We start from the raw sequence: 26,188 nt of genomic DNA on the forward strand, positions 1-26,188 counted from the left end.
TTGTATATGCTCATGGTACTCAAATTGTAGGTATTACAATAGTCTTTACTGGTATGAGACACTTTAGACATTAATTATACTAATTCTTAAGTATCGCTAGACTGCTGAAGGTAGTAATGGTGAAATTATCAAAACAATACCAATAAAAATAATGAAATAAATACTTTTTGATTTATACACATGTAGTGAAGGAACTTTATATACCATATATGCTGGAGCTAAACATCCTAGTATTCCAAATATCGGCCCAGATAGTGGCACTAGGTTGTAGATAGGTGCGTCAAATACTATTGATAACCACGTCAATAAAAATATTATTGTAACAACTAGCACATCTATACTCTTAGGGCCTATTATTTCATATAAGTTAAACTTAGAAAGACCAGTCTTTAAGAGTCCTTTCAAAGATTCTGTCATGCCTGATAATATACTCAAAAATGAAGTTAAAATTGCACAAACACTTATAACAACCCCACAAACATGTAAAACTACACTTGATAATCCATGCTGCTCTAGTAGTACAAAAGCAGACTGATTTCCTGCTGCAGCCTCCTGTGCAAATTCCTTAGGAATTACAAGTGAAAATGAAAGTATATAAAAGCCTATCAAACTAACCAATAAGATGAATGCTATTTTCATCGTTCTCAATGTTTTTTGCAAAACTAATTCATCATTCTTAAGGCCTGAATAATGAATTCTATAGGCTGAAACCATCGGGCTTAATGACTGTATAAAAAGTATTGAGGTCAAAGAAAAAGGCAACATAAAAACAGTCCGGGTTATAAACTCACTATTTTCCCTTGGTAGGGTAGCTATATTATCTAATGACCATAAAGGTATTAGAAATATCGAAGCTAAAATAACAGCTATTACTAGTGCACAAACCAAGAAAGATGAAACTCTTACTAGTAGCTTTTGGCTCTTTATGCCTATAAAAATCATTATTAGCATTAGTAAAGCACTATATATTATATTTTGCTCAAGATGAGGGTTGTCTGTAAATTTGAAGATATATAGATATGCTGCTAATGATTTAGCAACAACTTCGGCGTAAATTACGGTCCAAATGACCATCATCAGGAAGTAGAGCATCCCCAAGAAAAATGACCATCTGCTTCCCAATAACTCACCTACTACTTCTTTATAAAGTTTAGGCTCTTTTGAAGCAAATAATGTACGAATATATAGCCTCTGAAATAAATATATACCAGGGTAAGCTACTAAAATTGATATCGCAAATATTGCAAACCCAACGATACCTGCAGTAACAGGAACTAATACAATTCCAGCCCCAACAGCCATTCCTATACTGATTATTAGCCAGCTATAATCAAATTTATTAAACTTAGTTTTTTTTTGCATATCTATATATAGTTTTCTCACTTTTCATATGCAAACAGATTATTTCAAAAAAGCTCTTAACTAGCAATACTAATTATAGCTAATCACAAAAAAGGGTTAAAAGTACTTATAGACTATGTAACCCTCTCACCAAAAATACTCTTGAAGTTTGAAGTATAGCGAAAGGTCCGGGTATCTTTTATAGAAAATAAGTTTTATAGATCATTATAATTATGGTGCACTGAGTGGGACTCGAACCCACACATCCTTCGGACACCACCCCCTCAAGATGGCGTGTCTACCAATTCCACCACCAGTGCAGGTAGATTATTTAGATTGTGTTGCTGCATTTGTTTTTGCAACAATATCTTGTACTTGTTTCGTTGCTTTATCTTGACCAGTCTCTTTTTGGTATTGCTCATAGTCGTACTGATTAGCAATAGACTTAGCAGAAGTATCTGTAGTTGCTGCTTTAGGACTTTTACCAAGATAACCAAGAGTTAAGCATCCAACAAAAAATACCGCTGTGCAGAAAATTGTCGCTTTAAATAAAAATGATGCCGAACCTTTACTACCAAATACAGTATTTGAAGAACCAGCGCCAAAAGATACGCCCATATCGGCGCCTTTTCCTTGCTGTAAAAGTACTAGTACAATAATAGCTAAAGCTGCTATTACATCTATTGTTAAAATTATTGAGTACATATTATATTTGCTTGATTTATTATTTCGTTAAACTCAGAAGCTTTCAGTGATGCTCCACCAATCAATCCACCATCAACATCCGCTAGACTCAAAATGTCTTTAGCATTTGCTGCTTTAAGGCTACCACCATACACTATTTTAATGTTTTTAGCAAGATTTTCATCTATTCTAGCTATCATGGATCTGATGAACTTATGTGTATCTTGAATCTGTTCAAGAGATGCTACAACACCTGTACCTATTGCCCATACAGGCTCGTATGCGATCACTACTTTACTTAACTGCTCTACAGATAAATTTTGTAACACTAAAGCTAACTGAGATGCTAAAACTTCTTCAAGCTTACCACCCTCTCTATCTTCTAATGATTCACCTATGCACACCACAGGAGTTATATCAGTATCTATAACTTTTAGTAGCTTTTTAAATACACATTCATCTGTTTCACCAAACAAAGATCTTCTCTCCGAATGACCGATTAATAGGTAATCACAACCTAAATCTTCAAGCATAGTTTTTGAAAGTTCTCCAGTGAAAGCACCATCATCATTAAATGTGATATTTTGCAAACCCACACCAATTTCTTTTGGTAATTGAGCAATAGTTTCTTTTACATATACACTAGATGGAAATACAGCAACACTTACCTTTGAGCTATCAAATTTAGCAGTCGCAATACCAGCACAAAGCTCTTTAATGCTTTGAGTGTTACCATTCATCTTCCAATTACCCATTATTAATTTTTGCATATTTTATTCCACTTTTTGTTTTATAGTTCTTTAGATTTTTTCTTTTACTTTCTCTACCAGGTATTCTGCATGCTTTTGAGCTAAACCCTTATCATCTGCTTCTACCATTACACGAAGTACAGGCTCAGTTCCAGAAGGTCTTAAAAGCACTCTTCCATGTGAAGCTAACTCTGTCTCCGTCTGAGCAACATCATTTGCTAATTTGTCTAAATCTTTGGGTGTTACTTTCTTTGCTAAAGGCACATTTATAAGTACTTGTTGCATAAGCTCACCAGCTAACTTAAATTGTGAAACCGGTTTATTATATTGAGAGAATATAGCTAATAATTGCGCGGCTGTAAATAAAGCATCTCCAGTCGTACCAAAATTTAGGTTTATTACATGGCCTGATGACTCTCCACCAATCTTATAACCATACTTTACTAGATCTTCAAGAACATACCTGTCACCAACTTTTGAGCGAATAAATGGAATATCATTTTGCTTATAATGATTTTCATAGCTCATATTTGTCATTTGTGTACCGACTATACCATCTGTACCACCACAAATGTCACTAAACTGTGAAATGATATTTAAAATACCATCACCATCTATCAAATCACCTTTTTCATCAACGATCATGATTCTATCAGCATCACCATCAAGTGAAATCCCTAAATCAGCATTATGTTCTTGTACTGCTTTTGCTATATTATCAATACAAGTAGCTCCACAATCCACATTTATGTTTACACCATCAGGATCAGATGCAATTGTAATATAATCTATTCCAAACATATCAAGCAAAGATTCAAAATGGTTTGATGCAGCACCATTAGCACAGTCGACCACAACCTTTCCAGTATAAGAAACTATGTCTTTGAATTTAGAGTGACAATCATTTAAATAATCATTAACTAAACTTTCTACAAGAGTGTAGTTACCAAACTTATAATCTTTTTGGTATTCAAAAGGGCTATCTATTTTAGACTCAACAACAGCCTCTAAGCCATCATCTAGCTTAAAACCATCTGATGAAAAAAGCTTAATACCATTATCAGTAAATTTGTTATGTGATGCCGTGATAACAAAACCTGCTGACGCTTGATGCTTAACAGTTATAAAAGCAACAACTGGAGTTGGTACAACCCCTAAATCTAAAACATCAATACCAGCACCATTTAAACCAGACACTAGAGCATACTTAAGCATATTACCTGAGCTACGTGTATCTTGGCCTATAATTACTAGTTTTTTCTTCTTTTTATCGTTTAATACGGAGCCAACAGCATTACCTAGTTTTTGCACAAATTCTGCTGTAATAGTTGAATTACCAACTTCTCCTCTTATACCATCAGTTCCAAAATACTTAGCCATAGATATATCCTTAAAACTTTAATAGTGCTGTAATATCATGTCCTGCAAGCTTTTCACGACCACCTAAACCATCTAGCTCCATTACAAATATCATTCCACAAACATTGGCTTGTGTTTTTTCGATAAGCTCTGCTGTAGCTTTAGCTGTACCACCAGTGGCAAGTAAATCGTCTACAACAAGAACTTTATCATCTTTTGAAAAAGCATCCTGGTGAATCTCCAAGCTATCGCTTCCATATTCTAAATCATAGCTTACACTATAAATCGCTCTAGGTAACTTACCTGGCTTACGCACAGGCACAAATCCAAGACCTAACGCTTCTGCTAACGCCACACCAAAAATAAATCCTCGACTTTCAGTTCCTGCGATGATTGTTGGCTTAATATTTTTACTCTCTAAAGCTTTTTTCATCTCAAAAGTAGTTTTGCGTAAGCCTTCTGGATCAGCTAATAATGGTGTAATGTCACGGAACATAATGCCTGGTTTAGGATAGTCAGGCACAGTGATAATTTTGCTTTCAATAAATTCTAAACTCATGGAAATACCTATAGGTAGAAATTTGATAAAAAATTAGAAAACTATACTTGTAGTAAAATTCTAGTTGGGTCTTCAAGAAGTTCTTTAATCATCTTCAAGAACCTTACAGAAGTACCACCATCAATGATTCTATGATCATAAGATAATGCTAAATACATAATTGGACGAATTTTTATTTCACCATTTACAACCATTGGTCTTTCAACGATATTATGCATGCCTAATATAGCACTTTGTGGTGAATTGATGATTGGAGTAGAAAGCATAGAACCATAAGTACCACCATTAGTAATAGTAAATGTACCACCTTGCATATCTTCAAGAGTTAGTTTACCATCCCTGGCTTTAATAGCCTTATCAACTACAGCATTTTCTAAATCTGCCAAACTCATATCATCAACATCTTTCAACACAGGAACAACTAAGCCTCGGTCTGTACCAACTGCTATACTTATGTCAAAATAGTTATGATAAACAATATCGTCACCATCAATAGATGCGTTTACATCTGGGAATTTTTTCAAAGCTTCTGTAGACGCTTTTAAGAAGAAAGACATAAAGCCAAGTTTAGTATCATGCTCTTTTGCAAACATCTCTTTGTATTTTTTTCTAAGCTCCATAACTGCAGTCATATCAACTTCATTAAAAGTAGTCAAAATTGCATTAGTCTGCTGAACATCTACCAATCTATTAGCAATAGTTTTACGCAAACGAGTCATTTTAACGCGTTTTTCATATCTCTTACCTTGTGGTACAGTAGCAATTTCTGGCTGATTTACTTTTACACTAGATGCATTTTTCACATCTTGAGTTGTTATACGACCTTTTTTACCAGTTCCTTGTATATCACTAGCATTATCTAACCCACTAGCATTAAAAGCTTTACGAGCAGACGGTACTAAATGAGGATCATTTGAGTTAGAACCTGTCTTTTCATCTTCATTAGCTGGTACAGAACTAACAGCTACTGACCCTTCAGATAGTTTCGCAATTGATTCACCAGATAAAACTGTATCACCAGCATTTTTTGTAATAGCTACTAATGTACCATCAACAGTTGCTGGAACTTCTAAAACTACTTTATCTGTTTCAATCTCAGCTAAAATATCACCCTCAGCCACAGCATCACCAACATTTTTATGCCATTCTGAAACTGTACCATCAGCTACTGATTCTGGAAATACTGGAGCTTTAACATCAACTTCAGTGCCTGATGCTGTTGTTTGTACTGGAGCAGTTTCTTCAGCCTTTGTGCTAGGTTCAGCAGATCCATCAGCATCTATTTGCGCTAAAGCTTCTTGCGACAAAACTGTATCACCAGTATGCTTTTTAATACCTTTTAACACTCCACTTGCCGTAGCAGGAACTTCCATTACTACTTTATCAGTTTCAATTTCAGCAACGATATCACCTTCGTTAACAAAATCACCTTCATTTTTATTCCATTGAGCTAGTGTACCATCGGCTACAGATTCCGGAAACATTGGGACTTTTAATTCAACCATCATTTACTCCTAGTAAATTTTTTATATTTCTAATGCTTTATTAACAATTTCTTCTTGCTGTTTTGTATACAGCGCATGATAACCAACAGCCGGTGCAGAAGATCTTTCTCTTGCTACAACCTCTAATGTTTGCTTATCATCCAACAACTTCTCTAACTTTCCACGAATATGATACCAAGAACCTTTATTCTGAGGTTCTTCTTGAAGCCAGACTACTTTTTTAGCATTCTTATATTTTGCTAGTATCTTGCCGATATCTTCTCGAGGTGTAGGGTAAAGCTCTTCAATTCTCACCACTGCTATATGTTCATGCTTATCAGTTTTCTTAGTCATAAGATCATAATAAACTTTACCATTACAAAGTATGATTTTTGTAACCTTATTAGCATTAGCTTGGCTATCATCTATAACCTTTTCAAAATGACCTTTTGAAAGCTCTTCTAAAGAAGAAACTGCCTTAGGGTTTCTAAGTAGACTCTTTGGTGTCATCACTATTAGAGGTTTTCTAAGTGGTCTGATAACTTGTCTTCTTAATAAATGGTATATCTGTGCTGGTGTTGTAGGTGTACAAACTTGCATATTTTGATTAGCACAAGAGCTTAAAAATCTCTCAAGCCTACCTGATGAATGCTCAGCTCCAGCTCCCTCTTGACCATGTGGTAAGAATAAAGTTAAGCCAGATAATATACCCCACTTTTCTTCTGCTGCCACTAAAAATTGATCTATAACAACTTGAGCTGTATTCACAAAGTCACCAAACTGCGCTTCCCATATCACTAAAGATTTAGGACTATAACAACTATACCCATACTCAAAACCAAGCACTCCATACTCTGAAAGTGTTGAGTCAATCACATCAAATCTAACACCTTCTTTGATATGCTCAAGAGGTATGTACTCTTCAGGACTTTGATCTGTATTCATGTTTTTAACAACAGAATGACGATGTGAAAATGTACCTCTACCACTATCTTCACCAGACAGTCTTACAGGGTATCCTTCATCTAAAAGCGTTGCATATGCAAGCGTTTCAGCAAAACCCCAATTTAATGGTAATTCGCCATTAGCCATTTTCTCTCTATCAGTAAGAGCTTTTTTGACCTGCATCTGTACCTTGATATTCTCTGGCACAGTACACATCTTCATAGCCAACTCTCTTAAATGATCTTGAGAGATAGTTTTATAGTCATAATCAGTTTCTTGTGTGCCCGTATAAGGTAACCAATCAGATACTTTTAAATGATCAGCAACCACACTTCTATCTAAAATATCAACCGTTACTTTACCATCTGTAAGTTTACTACGATAATTTGCCATATAACGAGAATATAGTTCACTATCAACCACACCCTCTTTCATAGCCTTATCGCTATAAAGTGTTAAAGTTGTAGGGTGCTTTTTGATAACTTCATACATTTTTGGCTGAGTTCCCGAAGGTTCATCAGTTTCATTATGACCATTTCTACGATAACAAATTAAATCAATAACAACATCTTTGTTAAATTTCATGCGATATTCTAGTGCAATATCTGTAACTCTTACAACAGCTTCAGGATCATCACCATTTACATGAAATATTGGTGCATCAACCATTTTTGCTATATCTGTAGAGTAATTACTACTTCTATTTACACCATTTTTACTTGCTGTAGTAAACCCAACTTGGTTATTTACTACCAAGTGTACTGTACCACCCGTACCATATGCTTCTGTTAATGAAAAACCAAATGTTTCCATTACAACACCCTGACCACAGAAGGCAGAGTCTCCATGTATTAAAATAGGAAGAACTTTATTAAAGACATTACCATCTAACTTGTCTTGAATAGCTTTTGCAGCACCTTCAACAACAGGATCAACCGCTTCAAGATGAGATGGATTAAATGCCAATGCAATTTTAGCTTCTTTACCATCAATACTACGATAGTTTGAATAACCCATGTGATACTTTACATCGCCTGATAGCGTTTTCTCACTTTGCTTACCCTCAAACTCTTCAAAAAGCTCTTTTGGATTTTTACCCAAAACATTTACAAGTACGTTTAAACGGCCTCTATGAGCCATTCCTAATTGCACAAATTTTGTTGAATGTCTTGATACTGCTTTCTCGATAAGGTGCTGTAGTGAAGGTATCATTGACTCACCTCCTTCTACACCAAATCTTTTCTGCCCAACATATCTTAAAGCCAAAAACTTCTCTAGTCCTTCAGCGGCTACTAACTGCTGAAGGATCCATTTTTTCTGCTCCATTGTTGGGGTAGTATCGCTTTCAATTCTGTCTTGAAGCCAAAGCTTTTCTGATTTGTTACTAATATACCTATATTCATAGCCTACGCTTGACTCGTATACTGACTTAAGTTTACTGATAACATCTTTTAGAAGCATTTCTTTATTGTTTGTAAAGCCACCTAAGTTAACTGACTCAGACAAATCACTCTCTGATAAACCATGTGCAGATATTTCAAGATCCGAGTCTCTATCATACTGCGTAAGCCCAAGAGGGTCAATCTTAGCTGATTTATAAGCATGTGAACGATACGCCTTTAACAAAGCTTTTGCTTTTAAGCTGATATCACTCTCGCCTGCTACAACTACAGTGTTTGTCTTATTCTTAGCTAAACCTTTAAACTCATTAACTACATCTCTATGTACAGTATCAGTTTCGTTAGCTACAGAATCAAAAAAAGACACCCACTCAGGATCTAATCCTTCGCGATTGCCTATAATATAATCATCATATATTGATTCAAGATATTCTAGATTACCACCAGAAAACTGAGTGGTTTCTAGCCATTGACTAAAATCAGGTTGGTTTTTTTTCATATAGATTCCCAAGAATTGGTTTACTACTATTTATACACTCTTCTTTAATAAAGTTGATCTAATCTTACCGATAGCTTCTGTTGGATTCAAACCTTTCGGACAAACAGAAACACAGTTCATAATTGTTCTGCATCTAAATAAGCTAAACGGATCTTTAAGATCTTCTAATCTTTCTTCTGTAGCTGTATCTCTTGAATCAGCGATAAACCTATAAGCCTGCAAAAGACCAGAAGGACCAATAAACTTATCTGGATTCCACCAGAAAGATGGGCAAGATGTAGTACAACAAGCACATAAAATACACTCGTATAGTCCATCTAATTTAGCTCTATCTTCAGGTGATTGCAACCTCTCTTTAACAGGAGCTTCTTCATCATTGATAAGATATGGCTTAACTTTATTATAGTTATCAAAAAACTGCTTCATATTTACAATCAAATCTCTAACCACTGGTAAACCTGGTAGAGGATTAATCTTGATTGGCTGTTTTAACTCTCCGATAGAAGTAATACAAGCTAAACGGTTTTTACCATTGATGTTCATACCATCAGAACCACAGACACCTTCACGGCATGATCTTCTCATAGCGAGCGTAGGATCTTGCTCTTTAATAAGCTCTAAAGCTGTAAGTACCTTAACACCTTCGTTTTCTACCTCTACAGTATACTCATCGTAGTAAGGTTTTTTATCAACTTCCGGATTATATCTATAAATTTTAAATCTTACTTCCATTATGCGAAATCCTTATTAGTACTTTCTTTCAGCTGGCTGGAAAGCCTTAACTTTAGTTGGGCTCATATTTACTTCTCTTGATGAAGTTTTATCATCTTCTAAGAAATAAAGCGAATGTTTCATCCAATTCACATCGTCTCTATCTGGGAAATCTACACGCGAATGCGCTCCACGAGACTCTTTTCTTTCAAGAGCCGCTTTTGCTGTTGCAATAGCTGTTAACATAAGGTTATCAAGCTCTAGCGCTTCAATTCTCATCATATTAAATATTCTTGAACTATCTTCAAGAACTGCATTCTCTAGTCTAGTTCTAAGAGCATAAAGTTCATCAAGTCCTTTGTGCATAGTATCTTCTTGTCTAAATACAGAGAAATACTGTTGCATAACTTGCTGTAACTCTTTTCTAAGTACAGAAATTTTTTCCTTACAGCCTCTTTCTTCTGAACTATCCCATTTATTGATTCTAGCAGTAGCAGCTTCTACATTTTCAGCAGAAGTATCTTTCACCTTCATACCTTCTTTTAAACTTTGCTCAGCATGAATACCTGCAGCACGGCCAAACACAACCAAATCAAGTAGTGAATTACTACCCAATCTGTTTGCTCCATGCACAGATACAGATGCACACTCACCTACAGCATAAAGACCTTCTATGACCTTATCTTTGCCATCGATCTGTGTAACAACTTGACCGAATTTATTAGTAGGTATACCTCCCATCTGATAATGACAAGTAGGTACTACTGGGATCATATTTTCAACTGGATCAACACCTGCAAAAGTTCTGCCGAGCTCCCTAACTGTAGGAAGTTTTTCATCAATCACATCAGCTCCTAAGTGAGTTAAATCAAGCCATACACAGCTAGACCCACCAAAGGTATCTCCACGACCTTCCATAATTTCTTGCTGAGATGCGCGAGATACAACATCACGACAAGCAAGGTCTTTTGCATTTGGAGCATAACGCTCCATAAATCTTTCACCATCTTTATTACGCAAGATACCACCTTCACCACGGCACCCTTCAGTAACAAGTACACCAGCTCCAGCAATACCTGTTGGATGGAACTGCCAAAATTCCATATCCTGCAATGGGATGTCAGCTCTTAAGGCTAGACCCATACCATCACCTGTATTGATATAAGCATTTGTGCTTGACTCATATATACGACCAGCTCCACCTGTAGCTAAAATTGTTATCTTAGCTTTTAAGAATACAGTCTCGCCTGTTTCAATACATAGTGCTACTACACCCGAAATACTACCGTCATCAGCTTTCACTAAATCAACAGCAAACCATTCCGTATAAAAATCCGTATCGTGAGCTAAGTTACCTTGGTAAAGCGTATGCAATAAAGCATGTCCTGTTCTATCTGCAGCAGCACAAGTTCTCTCTGCTTGGTTAGCTGGATCATAATTTCTTGACATACCACCGAAAGCTCGCTGATAAATCTTACCATTTTTCAGACGAGAGAATGGCATACCCATATGCTCTAACTCAATAATAGACTGCGGAGCATGCTCACACATATATTCAATAGCATCTTGATCTCCGATATAGTCCGACCCTTTTACAGTATCGTACATATGCCATTTCCAATCATCCGAAGGTAGATCATCTTCAAATTGAACATTACCAAGTGCAGCAGCTATCCCGCCCTGGGCAGCAACCGTATGCGATCTTGTTGGAAAAACCTTAGAAACAACAGCAGTTTTAAAACCTGACTGTGAAAGCTGAAAGGCTGCTCTTAAGCCAGCACCACCAGCACCTATAACAATAGCATCAAACTCTTGTGTAGCTATACTCATAAAAACAACCTCTTAGTAGAAAAATAATACTGCGAACAGCCAGAAGAAACAGAAGATATATGACAAAACAAATGTCAACATCACTGTAGCACTAGCCCAAGCGCATTTAATGTAGTCACCACATATAATCCAAATACCTACCCAGGCATGGAAAAATACAGCTAAATAAGCCATCAAAGTAGCTATTCTAAAAAACATACTACCCGTGAACAATCCATACCAAGCCTCATAATTAAGTTGACCTGAGTGTGAAAGGCACAATGCCTCAATAAGTAGATATGCAAAATATACAGCTATAATGATCGCTGTAACTCTTTGTACAAAAAAGTCTTTAAGTCCTGTAGATGTTAGAGACATTATAGCCATAAGTAGCACCCCCACAACACAGCTGAAACTAAGCCCAGCACAATAACTATTAAAGATGTTGCTTTAGCAACCTTCATGCTTTCACCAAAGCCCATATCCATAAGCATATGCCTAAAACCTGCAAATATATGAAATGTAACAGCAGATAAGAATAACCAGAAAAACACACTGCACCAGCTACCCGTGAGAATATCTACCGTAGCCTTATAGCCATCAGGACCAGCCAAAGAATAATTCATACCCACAACAGCAAGTGGCATCGCGATAAGTAATATAACCCCACTTATACGATGAAGTATAGAACTTATCGCAGTAATAGGAAAGTTATACGACTTGATTGACATCAAATCAATATTAGTAATTTTTTTCACGCTCGATAATCCTCCCAAGCATTTCACTAAACTTTAAGTAGCGTTTAAACACGCACTCTACAACATCTTAATGATATATTTTTGCACACTCAAATTCAAATATTTAAGTAAAGTTTTAGATTTATTTTTTAAAATTTCATATCTAAATAGACTTGAGCTATTTTATTATTTGCAAATAGCTTTTCTTTAGCTTATTATTCTTTTTGAGTATCGATACGGTAAAAAGCTCTCCAAACCGATTAGAGCTTGTATCTTCTTAATAAATGCATTTTTGCATAACTTTTTTAACTCAACTCTAACTCGGAGGCATAAATTGAAATGAGTAAATACGCAACTCTTACATACGCAGACAAGGGAATTGAACTACAATTACCTGTACATTCACCTAGCCTTGGCAACGACTGCATCGATGTTTCATCTCTTGTTAAGCATGGAATTTTCACTTATGACCCTGGCTTTATGTCAACAGCGGCTTGTGAATCAAAAATCACATATATTGACGGTGGTAAAGGCATACTTTTACACCGCGGCTATCCTATTCAGGAATGGACAAAAAAATCAAACTATAGAAGCTTATGCTATGCTCTTTTCTATGACAGAATCCCAACAGATAGTCAAAAACAGAAATTTAGAGAAGAAATAGTCGCTAAAATGCCTGTATGTAAGCATATCAAAACAGCTATAAGCTCTCTACCTCAACACGCTCACCCGATGTCTTGCTTAATTGCTGGTGTAAATGTACTAGCTGCTGAATACGTAGAAGGCGGTCAAAAAGAAGCTTTTGATCATATTGCTAAAAATGTTGCAGCGAAAATGGCAACTATGGCTGCAATGGCTTATAGACATAATCGTGGTGAAAAATTTTTAGAGCCAAGAGAAGACTATGGCTATGCTGAAAACTTCTTATACATGATGTTTGCAAAAGATGAAAACTTCAAGCCTGATGAGTTACATGTAAAAGCTATGGACACTATGTTTATGCTTCATGCTGATCATGAGCAAAATGCATCTACTTCTACAGTAAGGTTAGCTGGCTCAACAGGTACTTCTCCTTATGCTGCAATTATTGCTGGTATTACTGCATTATGGGGCCCTGCTCACGGTGGTGCAAATGAAGCTGTTCTTAAAATGCTTGCTGAAATAGAGAGTGTTGAAAATATTGATAAATTTATAGCAAAAGCAAAAGATAAGAATGATCCATTTAGACTAATGGGCTTTGGTCATAGAGTTTACAAAAACACTGACCCAAGAGCTACAGCTATGAAAGAAAATTGCGAAGAAATATTGTCTAAATTAGGTGATGGAGATAATCCTCTACTTTCAATCGCTAAGAAACTTGAAGAGATTGCTCTACAAGATGAGTTCTTTATTGATAGAAAACTTTTCCCTAATGTTGATTTCTATTCAGGTATTATCCTTAAAGCGATGGGCATTCCTGAAGAAATGTTTACAGCAATATTTGCATTAGCAAGAACATCTGGTTGGATTTCTCAGTTAATGGAAATGTTAAATGACCCTGCTCAAAAAATTGGTCGTCCTAGACAGCTATATACTGGTGCTAGCAGTAGAAGCTTTTAATTATTCTTATCTCTCTTTCTAAATATTTTCTTCAACATATACTATTTAATAAAAATTAATCCAACTCATCAGTTTGGAATATTTTTGAGCCTAATATCTGGCTTAAAAGACTGTTGAGCTAGTTTTGCTGTACAAGAAAATAAATTTGCTGAGCACATTCGATTACGCTCAGCAACCTCGTAAACAATAGTATATAATGAGTTTCTTACCGATATATTTTATCTTTATATATATAATTTTTTGGTTTATTGATTAATACCCAAACTCTATGGTATACGAACGAGAAAAATTTTGTTGAGGTTCTATATCAACATTCCCAATACGATACTCAATATCAACATCCATCCCTAGTGTATCACTTCTACCGCACCATGGCTCAATACATACATAAGGAGCATTTGCTTTTGGCTTTGACCATAACCCAAGATATTCAAATCCATCAAATGACACTTCAATATATCGGTTAGAACCCTTTTCAGCAAGTCGGATTTTTTTACCTGAAAAGCCGCTATAAACCAAAGCATCATCATCGAAGGTATGATTATCTAAACTAATTCTTGATAGTTTTTGATTTTGCACTTCACCCGTATAAAAAGCTTCTGGTGTTATTGAATGAAAATCCAGCTTTTGCTCTGAAAATATAATCTCATAATCACTAAATTGATGTTTATCATCAAATGGGCAAACAAACGCAGGATGTGCTCCAAAACCACAAGATGCAACATTTTCATCAAAATTTATGACACTATATTCTGTAATTAGTTTATTAGCCTCAAGAGTATATGTAACTTCAAACCTTAGTTTAAATGGATAGTTCTCTTTTGTAGTTTCCATAGCTAAGGTAACACTACTCTCACTATGTAACACAGCATCAAATACAGTATGGCGAGCAAGTCCATGATTACTCATAGAGTATTCTTTACCTTGATACTTGATTTTATTATCGTGAGATTTACCTACAGTTGGAAAAAGTACTGGCGATACTCCAGCCCAAACATCACTATCACCAGACCACATATACTCATGATTGGTGATTGTATTTGTTACACTGCGGACTTCTGCACCTAATAGATTTATTTGAACTTTCAAAAAATTGTTTTTGATTTGAATCATATTGACTTAACTTTTATTGTTCTTGATTTTACTAATTATATAACAATACAACCCCCAACCACTAATAATAACCCACGCACATTCAATAACAAAAGCAGGTAGATTCCACTCATACATCAAAGAATACAGTACCGCTAATGAGCCTAAAATATTTAGCAATGAATAACTCAAATGACTAGAGTTTATGCGTCTTGTTTGTAATAGAAAAAATGCAATAATAACGAATATGTCACCGATAATTCCTATTGTATTGGCTAGCATTTTTTTTGTCCTGTTTTATTTTACTTTTTCGCTTATAAAATTTTTTATATTTTTTGCAACTTCTTTAGGTTTTTCAACCATTGGGATATGGCCTGTATTTTTTAGAATAACTAAAGAACTATTTTTCATATTTTCATGAAAAATTTTTGAATTACTTACATGCAATAAGTTGTCATTCTCTCCCCAAATTACTAGAGACGGTTGTTCGATATTCGATAAAGATAATTTTTGCTCAATGTCCTGTTTTAAATCAGATAATATTGTATTATTTAAACCCACTCTCTTTTGCATATTTTCGGTTAGAATATCTAAAATAAAATTGGGTATAAAAGGAGGCTTATACATAGCTAATGAAAGCATCTTCTTATAGTCACTTCGATTATTAATATTTATCATTGGGTTTAAATTTTTATTATCAACCAACTTATCTATATAACTAGGCTCTTTAATAAACCCATAACCATCAATAAGAGTTAAAGATAAAACAAGTTCGGGGTTCGTATTTGTAAGCTTTATAGCTACCGCCCCTCCCATTGAGCTACCAATAAAATGTGCAGCAGTTATATTTAAAGAATCAAGTAAGGTAATTACAGCATCGACTTGTAATTCTATACTGTAATTATTGGCAATATAACTATCGCCATGTCCAGGGAGATCTAAAGCTATAATTCTAAAATCTTTAGTAAGATGTTTTGAAAGTGCAACCCAAGTATCTTTATCCGCCCCTAAACCATGAATAAGAACGATAGTTGGTTTAGGTAAATTATTATTCTTAAAATTATCTAAATAAGATACTTCTCCTTTCTCCAAAAGCATATTATAAGACTTAAGTCGTGCTGATTTTCTTAGAGAATTTATAGCTTTATTAAACAAATATTTCTTAATTTTTTTAATAGCTTTCAATACTTACCCAACCCACTTCCTCGCATTTCTAAACATTCTCATCCAAACGCTATACTCATCGTAATCAGCTGGGATATAGGAGTTTGTAATAGCTCTATAGACACGTTCAGGATGTGGCATCATCGCAAGTACACGACCATTTAGGGCTGTAACAGCTGTTAGACCATCTATTGCACCATTAGGGTTCTGTGGATAATTTTCAGTTTTACTACCATTGTTATCCACAAAATTAAGAGCTACTTGATTGCTTGAAAGCATTGTAATCTGTTGGTTTTCATCATCAAATAACGGTCGACCTTCGCCATGAGCAACTGCTACAGGTGCAAGCGTGCCAGCCATACCATCAAACCAAATAGAATCTGACTCTTGTATCTCTACCATCGAAGTTCTAGCTTCAAACTGCTCTGATTTGTTCTTAATAAATATCGGCCAATTTTCGGCTCCAGCTATTAGAGATTTCAATTGAGCAAGCATTTGACAACCATTACACACACCTAGTGCAAGAGTATCATCACGCCCAAAGAATCTACTAAATTCAGCTTTCAACTTCTCACTAAATAGAATATTTTTAGCCCAGCCACCGCCAGCACCTAATACATCACCATAAGAGAAACCACCACAAGCCACAAGTACTTTAAAGTCATCAAGACTAACTCGACCTGCATGAAGGTCAGACATGTGCACATCATGAGCTTCAAAACCTGCTGTAGTAAATGCTGCTGCCATTTCGACATGACCATTTACACCTTGTTCTCTTAGGATCGCAGCCTTTGGTTTTTGAGTATTTACAAAAGAAGCAGTTATATCTTTTTCTATATCAAAAGTAGCTTTTACATGGATACCTTTATCATCAGTATTTAAGATATTATCAAACTCTTGTTTTGCACATTCGCTATTATCTCGTAATGCCTGGATTTGATAAGAAGTCTCAGCCCACCATCTTTGTAGGTTTACACGAGTGTTTGAGTAAACTTTATCTGTGTTAGCAAAGATGTTTATCTCGTCACTAGAATTTAGCTTAGCTATTGTACACAGGTGAATATCTGCTTGCCTAAACATCTCTTCAACTAGCTTTCTATCACTGTTTTTAACTTGGATAACTACACCGACTTCTTCAGCAAAAAGTTTTGCTAGAGTATCATTAGAGTTGATTGTGATATCAAGCCCTTTACGCCCTGCAAAAGCCATCTCAACAAGTGTAGTAAATACACCACCATCAGAGATATCATGGTATGCAAGTACTTTGTTATCAGCTTTTAGTTCTGCGATATTCTCAAACAATGCTTTTAGCTTACTAGCTTCCACATCAGGAGCAATATTGCCCACTTGATTGTATGCTTGAGCTAAACATGAAGCTCCTAATCTACCAGCTCCATTTGATAGGTCAATGTGTAGCAATGTTGTATCGTTATCATCAACAAGCATAGGTGTAAGAGTTTTGCGAGCATTAGCTACAGGAGTAAAGCCTGAAGTTACAATCGACATCGGAGATGTTACAGCTTTAGCTTCTCCATCATCAGACCACTTAGTCTTCATCGACATAGAGTCTTTACCTACAGGGATTGCGATACCAAGCTCTGGACAAAATTCCATACCAACAGCTTTTACAGTCTCGTATAGTTTTTGATTTTCATCACCTTGATTTGCAGCAACCATCCAGTTAGCAGAAAGTCTTATATCTCGCAGACTTTGCACATCACTTGCAAGTAGGTTTGTTACAGTCTCAGCTACAGCCAGTCTACCCGAAGCAGCTGCATTTATAACAGCTACAGGAGTGCGTTCACCCATTGCCATTGCTTCACCTGATTGGCTATCTACAGTCGCTGTAGTTACAGCACAATCTGCTACAGGTACTTGCCACGGACCAACCATTTGCTCACGAGCAACCATACCTGTAATACTTCTATCACCAATTGTGATAAGGAAAGATTTTGAACCTACCGCTGGTACTTTTAGCACTCGCTCAATTGCATCATCTAACTTTATAGCACTTGTATCAAAAGAGTCTTGCTCAACTTTTACAGTTGTTACATCAATGTGCATTTGCGGAGTATTACCAAACAGTAATCCCATCGGCAAATCTACTGGTTTGTTGTCAAAATGCTCATCATTTAGAGTAATATGCTTCTCTGAAATAGCTTCACCAACTACAGCAAATGGACATCTCTCACGAGTACACAAACTTTCAAAAAACTCTAGTGAACTAGGGTCTACTGAAAGCACATACCTTTCTTGTGATTCATTTGACCATATTTCTAACGGAGAAAGACCTTCTTCTCCAACTATAACTTTTCTAAGCTCAAAGTGACCACCGACATTACCATCTTTCACAAGCTCTGGGAATGCGTTTGAAATACCACCAGCACCTACATCATGAATAAATGTAATTGGATTTTTTTCACCTAACTGCCAGCATTTATCGATAACTTCTTGGCAACGGCGTTCCATCTCAGCATTATCTCGTTGTACTGATTCAAAATCTAGCTTTGAATTAGCTCCAGATGATACAACAGACGAAGCTGCACCACCACCTAGACCAATACGCATAGCAGGACCACCAAGACATATAAGTTTAGCACCTACTTTAATATCGCCTTTTTCAACATGCATTCTTTTAATATTACCCATACCACCGGCAATCATTATCGGTTTATGGTAACCAAGCATCTCTTCACCGTTTGAAGATTTTACAGACTGTTCAAAAGTACGGAAATATCCTGTAATATTCGGACGACCAAACTCGTTTGAGTAGTGAGCAGCACCAATCGGAGCTTCTAGCATAATCTGTAATGGAGTAACTATATGTTCAGGCTTACCATATTTGTTAGATTCCCAAGCTTGATTAAAGTTAGGGATATTTAGGTTTGAAACTGTAAATCCAGCTAAGCCAGCTTTTGGTTTAGAACCAAGTCCTGTAGCACCTTCATCACGAATCTCTCCACCAATACCAGTAGCCGCCCCACTAAAGGGGGCAATAGCTGTAGGGTGATTGTGAGTCTCAACCTTCATTAAGATATCAACTTCTTCTTGATGGAAGTTATAAACATTGTTTTCAGGGTTGCTATAAAACCTTTGAGCCGTTGCACCCTCTATCACAGAGGCATTATCTTTGTATGCAGAAAGTACACCTTCAGGTGAGCAATTTGTAGTGTTACGAATCATCTTGAAAAGAGAATTGTCTTGCTCTTGACCATCTATAGTCCACTTTGCATTAAAGATTTTATGTCTGCAATGCTCAGAGTTTGCTTGAGCAAACATATATAGTTCAGTATCTGTAGGATTTCTTCCTATCTTTGTATATTCATCAGCAAGATAACTTATTTCTTGAGTGCTTAAAGCCAGTCCTAACTTAGCATCAGCATCTTTGATTGCTTGCTCACCTTTTTCTAGCACATCAACAAACTCTAGGCCCTTAGGTGCTGTTACACTAAACAATCTATGTAAATCATCTTTACAAGTAAAGACTTCTTCAACCATGCGGTCATGGACTAAATCTTGGATTTTTTCTAAATCATGATTAGAAACATTACCTTCAATACCAAAAACAACTGCTCTTTCAACTCTTTTAACAGCATAGATACCTGTATTTTGAATAATATCAGTTGCTTTTGATGACCATGGAGAAATAGTGCCTACTCTAGGCGCAGTAATAAAAGTATGACCTTTTGGATTAGCTACACCATATTCTTTGTTATAATTTAGTAAGGATTTAATTACTTCTTCTTGTTTAGTACTAAGTTCTTCATCAATCTCAACAATATGAATATACTCTGCTGATATAGAATCAACTTTATTTGATATTTTTTTTGTATCTGCTAATATTTGCTCTCTTTTAAATGGAGATAAGGCACTTAAGCCTTCAAAGATTTTAATCATTAGTTGTCAAATCCCTTGAGTTTTTTTTCTAATTCTTTTAGTTCTTTTCTATGTCTTTCTAGGTCATCAAGATAAGCTTCATCCACATCACCTGTTATGTAGTTACCTGAGAATACACTATCCTCAAATTCTACTATGTCAGGGTTTTGCATTTGTACCACTTCTTTTAAGTCCGATAATGGTAGATAAATAAGCCCATCAACACCTATCCATTGGCGAATTTCTTCAACTGATTTACCATGTGCAATAAGGTCTGACTTAACTGGCATATCTATACCATACACATTTGGATAACATACAGCAGGTGAAACTGATGCAAGATAAACTGACTTAGCACCAAAATCACGTATCATCTCTATTATACGTTGAGATGTTGTACCTCGGACAATAGAGTCATCTACAAGTAGTACATTTTTATCTTTAAACTCTGCTGGAATAGGGTTTAACTTACGACGAACATAGTTTTTCCTATCTACTGATTCTGGCATTATAAATGTACGACCAATATAGCGATTTTTTACAAAACCTTCGCGATACTCAACACCTAATGCTGTAGCTATCTCTTGAGCTGAAGCACGACCAGTTTCAGGAACAGGTATTACAATATCAATTTGATTATCTTTCCACACATCTTTTATACGCTTACTCAGAAGTTTACCGGCATCTACACGAGCTTGATACACACTAACTCCGTTCATAACACTATCTGGACGAGCAAGATATACATATTCAAACAAACATGGAGCTAAACTAGGATTCTTAGCACAGATTTTTGAATGAATCTTACGATCTTCTGTGATTATTATAACTTCACCTGGAGCTACATCTCGTAAAACTTTAAATCCTGAAATATCTAAAGATACACTTTCACTAGCAACCATATAAGATTTCTCACCATCTGCCTCATCTCTTACTCCAAGCACAAGTGGACGAATACCATGAGGGTCTCTAAACGCTATTAAACCAAAGTTTGCAATCATTGCAGTACAAGCATAACCACCTCGAGCATGCTTAAAAACAAACTCGCAAGCTTTATATACCGCATTTAATGTAGGACTTCCTTTACTCTTATTCATACCACATGCAAAAAAGTTAAGTAAAAGCTCTGAGTCTGAAGAAGTATTTAAATGCCTTCTTTCTATGTCATGAAGCATCCTTGCCAATTCTGAGACATTGGTAAGGTTACCATTATGAGCAAAAACTATACCATGAGGATTATTTACATAAAAAGGCTGACTATCTGCAGCACCTAAACTACCAGCGGTAGGATAACGCACATGCCCTATACCCATATTCCCTAGTGATTTAGCAAGTTTATCGTCAGTAAAAACCTCATTTACTAAACCAGTATTTTTTCGTGTGAAAAAATGACCTTCATGCATAGTAGTAATACCTGCGGCATCTTGACCACGATGCTGCAATAAACTTAAACCATCAAATAATGCATAACTGACCTGACCAGGTCCTGCAACTCCAATTACTCCACACATAAACTGTATCTTCTTGAAAGGATTATTAACTTGTCTATTATATCAAATTTGAACTGATACAATAATTAAAAAGAATATTTGTTAGAAAGATTTTTATAGGTTTAACTCTATGAGTAGTTAATTATCTTTTAAAAGAACACTAATGTGAGAAGCCATTCTTAATTTGTTTATTATTTTTTGACTCAAGTGAATGTATAGCTGCTTTTAAATCCTTAATCATAAGCTGAGCTAAATCATGAGTAAAGCCCTTTCTGATAAGCACTCTCATAACTACCAAATCTTGCCTATTTGTTGGCATCGAGTAAGCAGCAATTTGCCAACCTCTTGCTCTTACTTTTTCCGAAACATCGAACAAATCAAACTTCTTATCTACTTTAAGTGACCAACTTACCGCTGGAATACCGTTATCACCATCACTGATAATCTCAAAAATATCCATCGCTTTCAGCTCTTTAGCAATATATCTTGTAACATCATAGCTTAACTGATGAACTTCTTTATAACCCTCAAAACCTAGTCTAACAAAGTTAAAGTATTGAGCTACAATCTGCCCACCAGGCCTCGAGAAATTCAGAGCAAAAGTTGGCATATCCCCGCCAAGATAGTTCACATTAAAAACCAAATCATCAGGAAGATACTTCTTATCTGTCCACACAACCCAACCAACACCAAGAGGAGAAAGTCCAAACTTATGACCTGATGCATTAATTGATTTAACTCTAGACAACCTAAAATCCCATTTAAGTTCTGGCTGGATAAATGGTGCTAGAAAACCACCAGAAGCTCCATCAACATGTACAGGAATATCTATGCCTGTTTGCTTTTCATATTCATCTAAAGCATTACATACCACTTCAACAGGTTCATACTGACCAGTAAATGTCACACCTAAAGTTGGTACAACACCTATAGTATTTTCATCACATCGCTCAATTACAGCTTCAGGAGTCATAATCAAACTATCTTCAGACATAGGTATTTCTCTTAATTCGATATCCCAATATCTTGCAAATTTATGCCAGCATACTTGAACAGGCCCAGTAATAAGATTAGGCTTAGAGTAATCTTTACCCTGAGCTTTCATTTTGTCTCTCCAACGCCATTTCATAGCCATACCACCAAGCATAGCAGCTTCTGATGACCCTGTAGTTGAACAGCCAACAGCATTTTCAGTTGTAGAGTTCCATAAGTTAGCTAAAATATTGACACATCTAGCTTCTAATTCAGCTGTTTGTGGGTACTCATCTTTATCTATCATATTTTTATCAATACAATCATTCATCAACTTATGCACAAAATCATCAACTTCAGTTTGACAAAAAGTTGCTAAATTCTGTTTTGAATTACCATCAAGCATTAGTTCATCTTTAATTTCTTGATAAACATCTATTGGATTTTGAGATTTAGCAGGAATTTCTAGCTTAGGTAGTGAGCCTTCAAAAAATTCTAAATCATTATCTTTTTTACCATGTAAAGCCATAAGTTATCTCCTATATTGTTAAAATAAAAACTTCAAAAAAAATACTATTTCTTATATAAAGATCAACAATTCATTTGTAATACTTAGGTATAAAACTCTAATTTCATTATAACAAGGTAAAGATAAATAAGTTAATTAGATTTTAACTTACTAGAAATATCTTCAAAACTAAAATCATTTTTTAGCTTTAAAACACTGATTTTTGAGGAGGAAATATTTTTCGAACAAATAGAAATAAATGATTTTTCAAAAAGATAGCTAGCAAAGTCTTTAGGGTGATTTTCACTAATCCAAGATTCATTTTCTTTTGTAAATGTCGCTTTTACCAATCCATGAGCAATACCTGTAGAATTTCTTTTTACTTCTGCTTCTTTTAGTGTCCATAGCTTATAGAACTCTTTTTCTATATTTTCAGAGTCTCCTAACACATCGATTTCATATTCACTAAAATACCTTTTAGCAACTGAGAAAATATTTTTACGAGGTTGAATAATTTCTGTATCAACACCAATATCAACACTTGATACAGTCATAATAATCTTATTGCCACTATGACTTATACTAAAATGCTTATCATTATAGTTTTCTAAATAAGGTTTATTTGTATTATTTGTAGAAAACTTCAACTTTGAAAGTTTAAAATATTCGGTGAAAACGAAATAACGGATAAACTGGGAAAAAAGCTTTTCCTTGTATGTTTTTGAAGTAACATCTAGATTAAGCTTGAAACTTTTAGCCATCTGCTCGATATCTTCAATATAAAAATCTTCAGTATTTAAGATAAAAAGGCTAACTTGGCAAGACATTAATACTACTCTGCAGCAATATCAGAAATCATATTTGTCTTACCTAGTAAAGTATTTATATACTCTATATCCTTAGAAGTAAGACTTCCTTGCAACTCTTTAAGTCTGACATAATCTTCTACATAATTGAAGATAGAGTCAGCAAAAGAAAGCTGTGCTTGGACTAAAATTGCCTGTCTATTAAGCAAATCAACAATAGTCTGTGTCCCAGCTTCAAACCCTTCTAATATAGCTTTTACTGAAGCTAAACCAGAGTATACTGACTTCTTAAAGGCATCAATTCTAACAACGTCAAGTACAACGGTTTGGTAAGCTTCAACTGTTCCAGCATAAACCTCTCTTTTGGTCTGTAGCAATTGGTAATCTGCTGCTTGGTTATCATAACTTGCCTTTTTTAGGCTTGCATAATCAGAACCACCTTTTAAGATATTCCAATTTAACTGTCCTCCAACATTAGCTACATCGAACTTCTTAGGGATATTAGCTGTTTGGATAGCTGAACCACCAAGCTTGTTACGGGTCATCTGAACTCCACCGACTAAATTAAGCTTAGGAAAGAAATTACCCCACTCTATACCAACACCTTCTGTTGTAGCTTCATATTCAAAATCTTTTTGCGATACATCTAGGTTATGAATCTGAGAAGTGCTGATCCAGTAGTTAATATCATTAGGAATAGGGTCTACAAATTCTGTATCTTTGGAGATATAAAGAATAGCACTAATTCGCTTACCTATAAGCTTAGCCATCACTGCTTTTGCATTAACTAATGCTCTTTGCGCATCAGCTCTATCTGCTATAGCTTGTCGATACTGAGCATCAGTAGTTTTAAAATCTGCGTATGAAACCATACCCGCATCATATTGATATTTTTGTGTATTATATAACTTTTTGTTCCATGCTTCATTGGCAAACTGAAACTGTAAAGCTTGTTCTGCTCTTAATAATTCAAAGTAAGCAGTAACAGTATTAGTAACAAGGGTTTGCTCAGCTTTAGCATAAATCATTGCATATGATTTTTGCAAATAAGTCGCTCGAGTATATGTTTTCCATTGAGTCCAATCAAATAATGTTTGTGAACCTTGAAAACTAGTACTTTGCGCTGTATCTGTAACTTGTCCACCGAATTGATCGTAATTATCTCGACGAAGATTAAAACCAAAATCAACCTGTGGTAGCAATGCACCTAATGCAGCAGGTACAGTCTCGACATTTGCAGAAAAAGTTGATCGAGCTGCTAAATAATCAGCATTATGCTCAGCTGCTAACTTATATACATCTGTTAAGCTATAGAACTTTTCCTTAACATCTCCAGCCATCGCAACTTCGTCTGCTTTTTTAAGATCATAGAACTTATTATCTTCTCTTATTTTATCAACTTTTGCATATTGCTTCTCAACAGTATACGGATTTGATGCAATGTCTGTACCGATAGGCCTACCCGCAGTAGGCTTAGGCTTTTCTTTATTCTCACTTGTATCTGGGTTCGTATCATCAGCAAATACTGAGCCGAACGCACAAATCCCCAACAAATATAAGAAGTATTTTTTCATATTGCTCTACTTATTGTATATATCAAACAAAAACTTTTTGTCATATTCGTCTGCACTTGTTTTTTTAAGCAAATACGCTTTATTACAAATATTAGTTTGTACAACAAAAACCATTCTACCATCTAAGTCTAGAAGCTGTAACAATGACTCATCAATATCACTCTCCTGAACAGCACTAGTGATAAATACACAATCATATTTTTTATCATTCTCAATAATATTTGTAAGATGCTCAGCATTATTAAATTCAGCATTGAAGATATTTAAACTTGCTAAACTACGACGAGTTTGACCAAGCATATCGTCACTATAATCAAGGATTTCGACACTATTTGAAATCTTAGCCAAAAGTGCTGCAGTGTAGCCACATTCAACACCAAGCATTAAAACATCATCACTTTCTCTTATTTCCAAAGAATTAAGCAATTTTGCTGTAAGCATAGGGCTTTTTATTTCTCTAGAGCCCAAAACAAGATTTGTATCACAATACGCTAAGTTTTTATATTGGTGAGGTAAAAAATCCTCTCTAGCGATGCTAGACATTGCCTCTATTAAACTTCCATAGGCAATACCTTCAGGCATTACTTGCTGCTTAATCATATTTTCTCGAGCAAATTCGAAATTCATATCAGAACCTTATTAAAAGTGTGAAATCTATCGCATAAAACTAGACTATGATAATACCACAATCATCAATTAAAGAAAATACTCAGACTAAGGTGAAAATTTTCAAATAGTAGATTCTATTTTAGATATGTAGTTGAAACCTTCTCTTATCAACTTAACTATAAATATAGCACTATTAGTAAGAGCACTAGAAATAAGAAGTT

21 protein-coding genes and 1 tRNA gene are annotated in these 26,188 nt (G+C 35.3%); 1 reads left to right on the plus strand and 21 read right to left on the minus strand.

Annotated elements, in window-relative coordinates:
* Positions 1-96 precede the first annotated feature (96 nt).
* The 12 genes from CDH04_RS08975 to sdhC all read right to left on the minus strand — a co-directional run bounded on the left by CDH04_RS08975 (position 97) and on the right by sdhC (position 12,298).
* A complete protein-coding gene (locus tag CDH04_RS08975) occupies positions 97-1,362 on the minus strand; it encodes an amino acid permease (protein WP_112870693.1) in 1,266 nt (421 codons plus the stop codon).
* Positions 1,363-1,575: 213 nt separating this feature from the next.
* Positions 1,576-1,661 (minus strand) — tRNA-Leu (locus tag CDH04_RS08980).
* Positions 1,662-1,668: 7 nt separating this feature from the next.
* Positions 1,669-2,046, minus strand: a complete 378-nt coding sequence (gene secG / locus CDH04_RS08985; protein ID WP_112870694.1) for a preprotein translocase subunit SecG — start codon at positions 2,044-2,046, stop codon at positions 1,669-1,671.
* Positions 2,034-2,795, minus strand: a complete 762-nt coding sequence (gene tpiA / locus CDH04_RS08990) for a triose-phosphate isomerase (protein ID WP_112870695.1) — start codon at positions 2,793-2,795, stop codon at positions 2,034-2,036. The genes secG and tpiA overlap by 13 nt, the downstream gene beginning before the upstream one ends.
* A gap of 30 nt (positions 2,796-2,825) precedes the next feature.
* Positions 2,826-4,154, minus strand: coding sequence for a phosphoglucosamine mutase (gene glmM, locus CDH04_RS08995; protein ID WP_112870696.1), 1,329 nt, complete (start codon positions 4,152-4,154; stop codon positions 2,826-2,828).
* A 10-nt stretch (positions 4,155-4,164) separates the two neighbouring features.
* Positions 4,165-4,692 carry an adenine phosphoribosyltransferase gene (locus CDH04_RS09000; protein ID WP_112870697.1) on the minus strand — a complete coding sequence of 176 codons (528 nt, stop codon included), beginning with the start codon at positions 4,690-4,692 and terminating at the stop codon, positions 4,165-4,167.
* A gap of 41 nt (positions 4,693-4,733) precedes the next feature.
* Positions 4,734-6,197, minus strand: coding sequence for a 2-oxoglutarate dehydrogenase complex dihydrolipoyllysine-residue succinyltransferase (odhB, locus tag CDH04_RS09005; RefSeq protein ID WP_112870698.1), 1,464 nt, complete (start codon positions 6,195-6,197; stop codon positions 4,734-4,736).
* 21 nt (positions 6,198-6,218) lie between these two features.
* The gene (locus CDH04_RS09010; RefSeq protein WP_112870699.1) at positions 6,219-9,020 is read right to left on the minus strand and encodes a 2-oxoglutarate dehydrogenase E1 component; all 2,802 of its coding nucleotides are present in this window, start codon (positions 9,018-9,020) and stop codon (positions 6,219-6,221) included.
* Positions 9,021-9,050: 30 nt separating this feature from the next.
* The gene (locus CDH04_RS09015) at positions 9,051-9,752 is read right to left on the minus strand and encodes a succinate dehydrogenase iron-sulfur subunit (RefSeq protein ID WP_112870700.1); all 702 of its coding nucleotides are present in this window, start codon (positions 9,750-9,752) and stop codon (positions 9,051-9,053) included.
* Positions 9,753-9,767: 15 nt separating this feature from the next.
* Positions 9,768-11,561, minus strand: coding sequence for a succinate dehydrogenase flavoprotein subunit (gene sdhA, locus CDH04_RS09020; RefSeq protein WP_112870701.1), 1,794 nt, complete (start codon positions 11,559-11,561; stop codon positions 9,768-9,770).
* A 12-nt stretch (positions 11,562-11,573) separates the two neighbouring features.
* Positions 11,574-11,942 carry a succinate dehydrogenase, hydrophobic membrane anchor protein gene (sdhD, locus tag CDH04_RS09025; protein ID WP_112870702.1) on the minus strand — a complete coding sequence of 123 codons (369 nt, stop codon included), beginning with the start codon at positions 11,940-11,942 and terminating at the stop codon, positions 11,574-11,576.
* Positions 11,918-12,298 (minus strand): succinate dehydrogenase, cytochrome b556 subunit, encoded by a 381-nt coding sequence (sdhC, locus tag CDH04_RS09030; protein ID WP_162699228.1) that lies wholly within the window; start codon positions 12,296-12,298, stop codon positions 11,918-11,920. The genes sdhD and sdhC overlap by 25 nt, the downstream gene beginning before the upstream one ends.
* Before the next feature lie 318 nt (positions 12,299-12,616).
* Here sdhC and CDH04_RS09035 point away from each other — a divergent pair, with 318 nt between their 5' ends.
* Positions 12,617-13,876, plus strand: coding sequence for a citrate synthase (locus tag CDH04_RS09035; protein WP_112870703.1), 1,260 nt, complete (start codon positions 12,617-12,619; stop codon positions 13,874-13,876).
* 252 nt (positions 13,877-14,128) lie between these two features.
* Here the strand turns inward: CDH04_RS09035 and CDH04_RS09040 are convergent, their stop codons facing one another.
* The 9 genes from CDH04_RS09040 to CDH04_RS09075 form a co-directional block, all read right to left on the minus strand.
* On the minus strand, positions 14,129-14,989 hold the full coding sequence (locus CDH04_RS09040; RefSeq protein WP_112870704.1) for an aldose 1-epimerase family protein: 861 nt from the start codon (positions 14,987-14,989) through the stop codon (positions 14,129-14,131).
* Positions 14,990-14,995: 6 nt separating this feature from the next.
* A complete protein-coding gene (locus tag CDH04_RS09840) occupies positions 14,996-15,250 on the minus strand; it encodes a CBU_0592 family membrane protein (RefSeq protein WP_162699229.1) in 255 nt (84 codons plus the stop codon).
* A gap of 15 nt (positions 15,251-15,265) precedes the next feature.
* Positions 15,266-16,153: an alpha/beta fold hydrolase gene (locus CDH04_RS09045; protein WP_112870705.1), complete on the minus strand. Its 888-nt coding sequence runs from the start codon at positions 16,151-16,153 to the stop codon at positions 15,266-15,268.
* Between the two features lie 3 nt (positions 16,154-16,156).
* Positions 16,157-20,029, minus strand: coding sequence for a phosphoribosylformylglycinamidine synthase (gene purL, locus CDH04_RS09050; protein ID WP_112870706.1), 3,873 nt, complete (start codon positions 20,027-20,029; stop codon positions 16,157-16,159).
* Positions 20,029-21,519 carry an amidophosphoribosyltransferase gene (purF, locus tag CDH04_RS09055; RefSeq protein ID WP_112870707.1) on the minus strand — a complete coding sequence of 497 codons (1,491 nt, stop codon included), beginning with the start codon at positions 21,517-21,519 and terminating at the stop codon, positions 20,029-20,031. Before purF ends, purL begins: the two co-directional genes overlap by 1 nt.
* A 139-nt stretch (positions 21,520-21,658) precedes the next feature.
* Positions 21,659-22,999, minus strand: a complete 1,341-nt coding sequence (gad, locus tag CDH04_RS09060) for a glutamate decarboxylase (RefSeq protein WP_112870708.1) — start codon at positions 22,997-22,999, stop codon at positions 21,659-21,661.
* A 131-nt stretch (positions 23,000-23,130) separates the two neighbouring features.
* Positions 23,131-23,805 (minus strand): 4'-phosphopantetheinyl transferase family protein, encoded by a 675-nt coding sequence (locus CDH04_RS09065; RefSeq protein WP_112870709.1) that lies wholly within the window; start codon positions 23,803-23,805, stop codon positions 23,131-23,133.
* 5 nt (positions 23,806-23,810) lie between these two features.
* Complete coding sequence (locus CDH04_RS09070) at positions 23,811-25,358, minus strand: TolC family protein (RefSeq protein WP_112870710.1); 1,548 nt, start codon at positions 25,356-25,358, stop codon at positions 23,811-23,813.
* Positions 25,359-25,364: 6 nt separating this feature from the next.
* Positions 25,365-25,985, minus strand: coding sequence for a protein-L-isoaspartate O-methyltransferase family protein (locus CDH04_RS09075; RefSeq protein ID WP_112870711.1), 621 nt, complete (start codon positions 25,983-25,985; stop codon positions 25,365-25,367).
* Positions 25,986-26,188 lie beyond the last annotated feature (203 nt).

The organism is Francisella adeliensis (assembly GCF_003290445.1).
Lineage (GTDB): Bacteria > Pseudomonadota > Gammaproteobacteria > Francisellales > Francisellaceae > Francisella > Francisella adeliensis.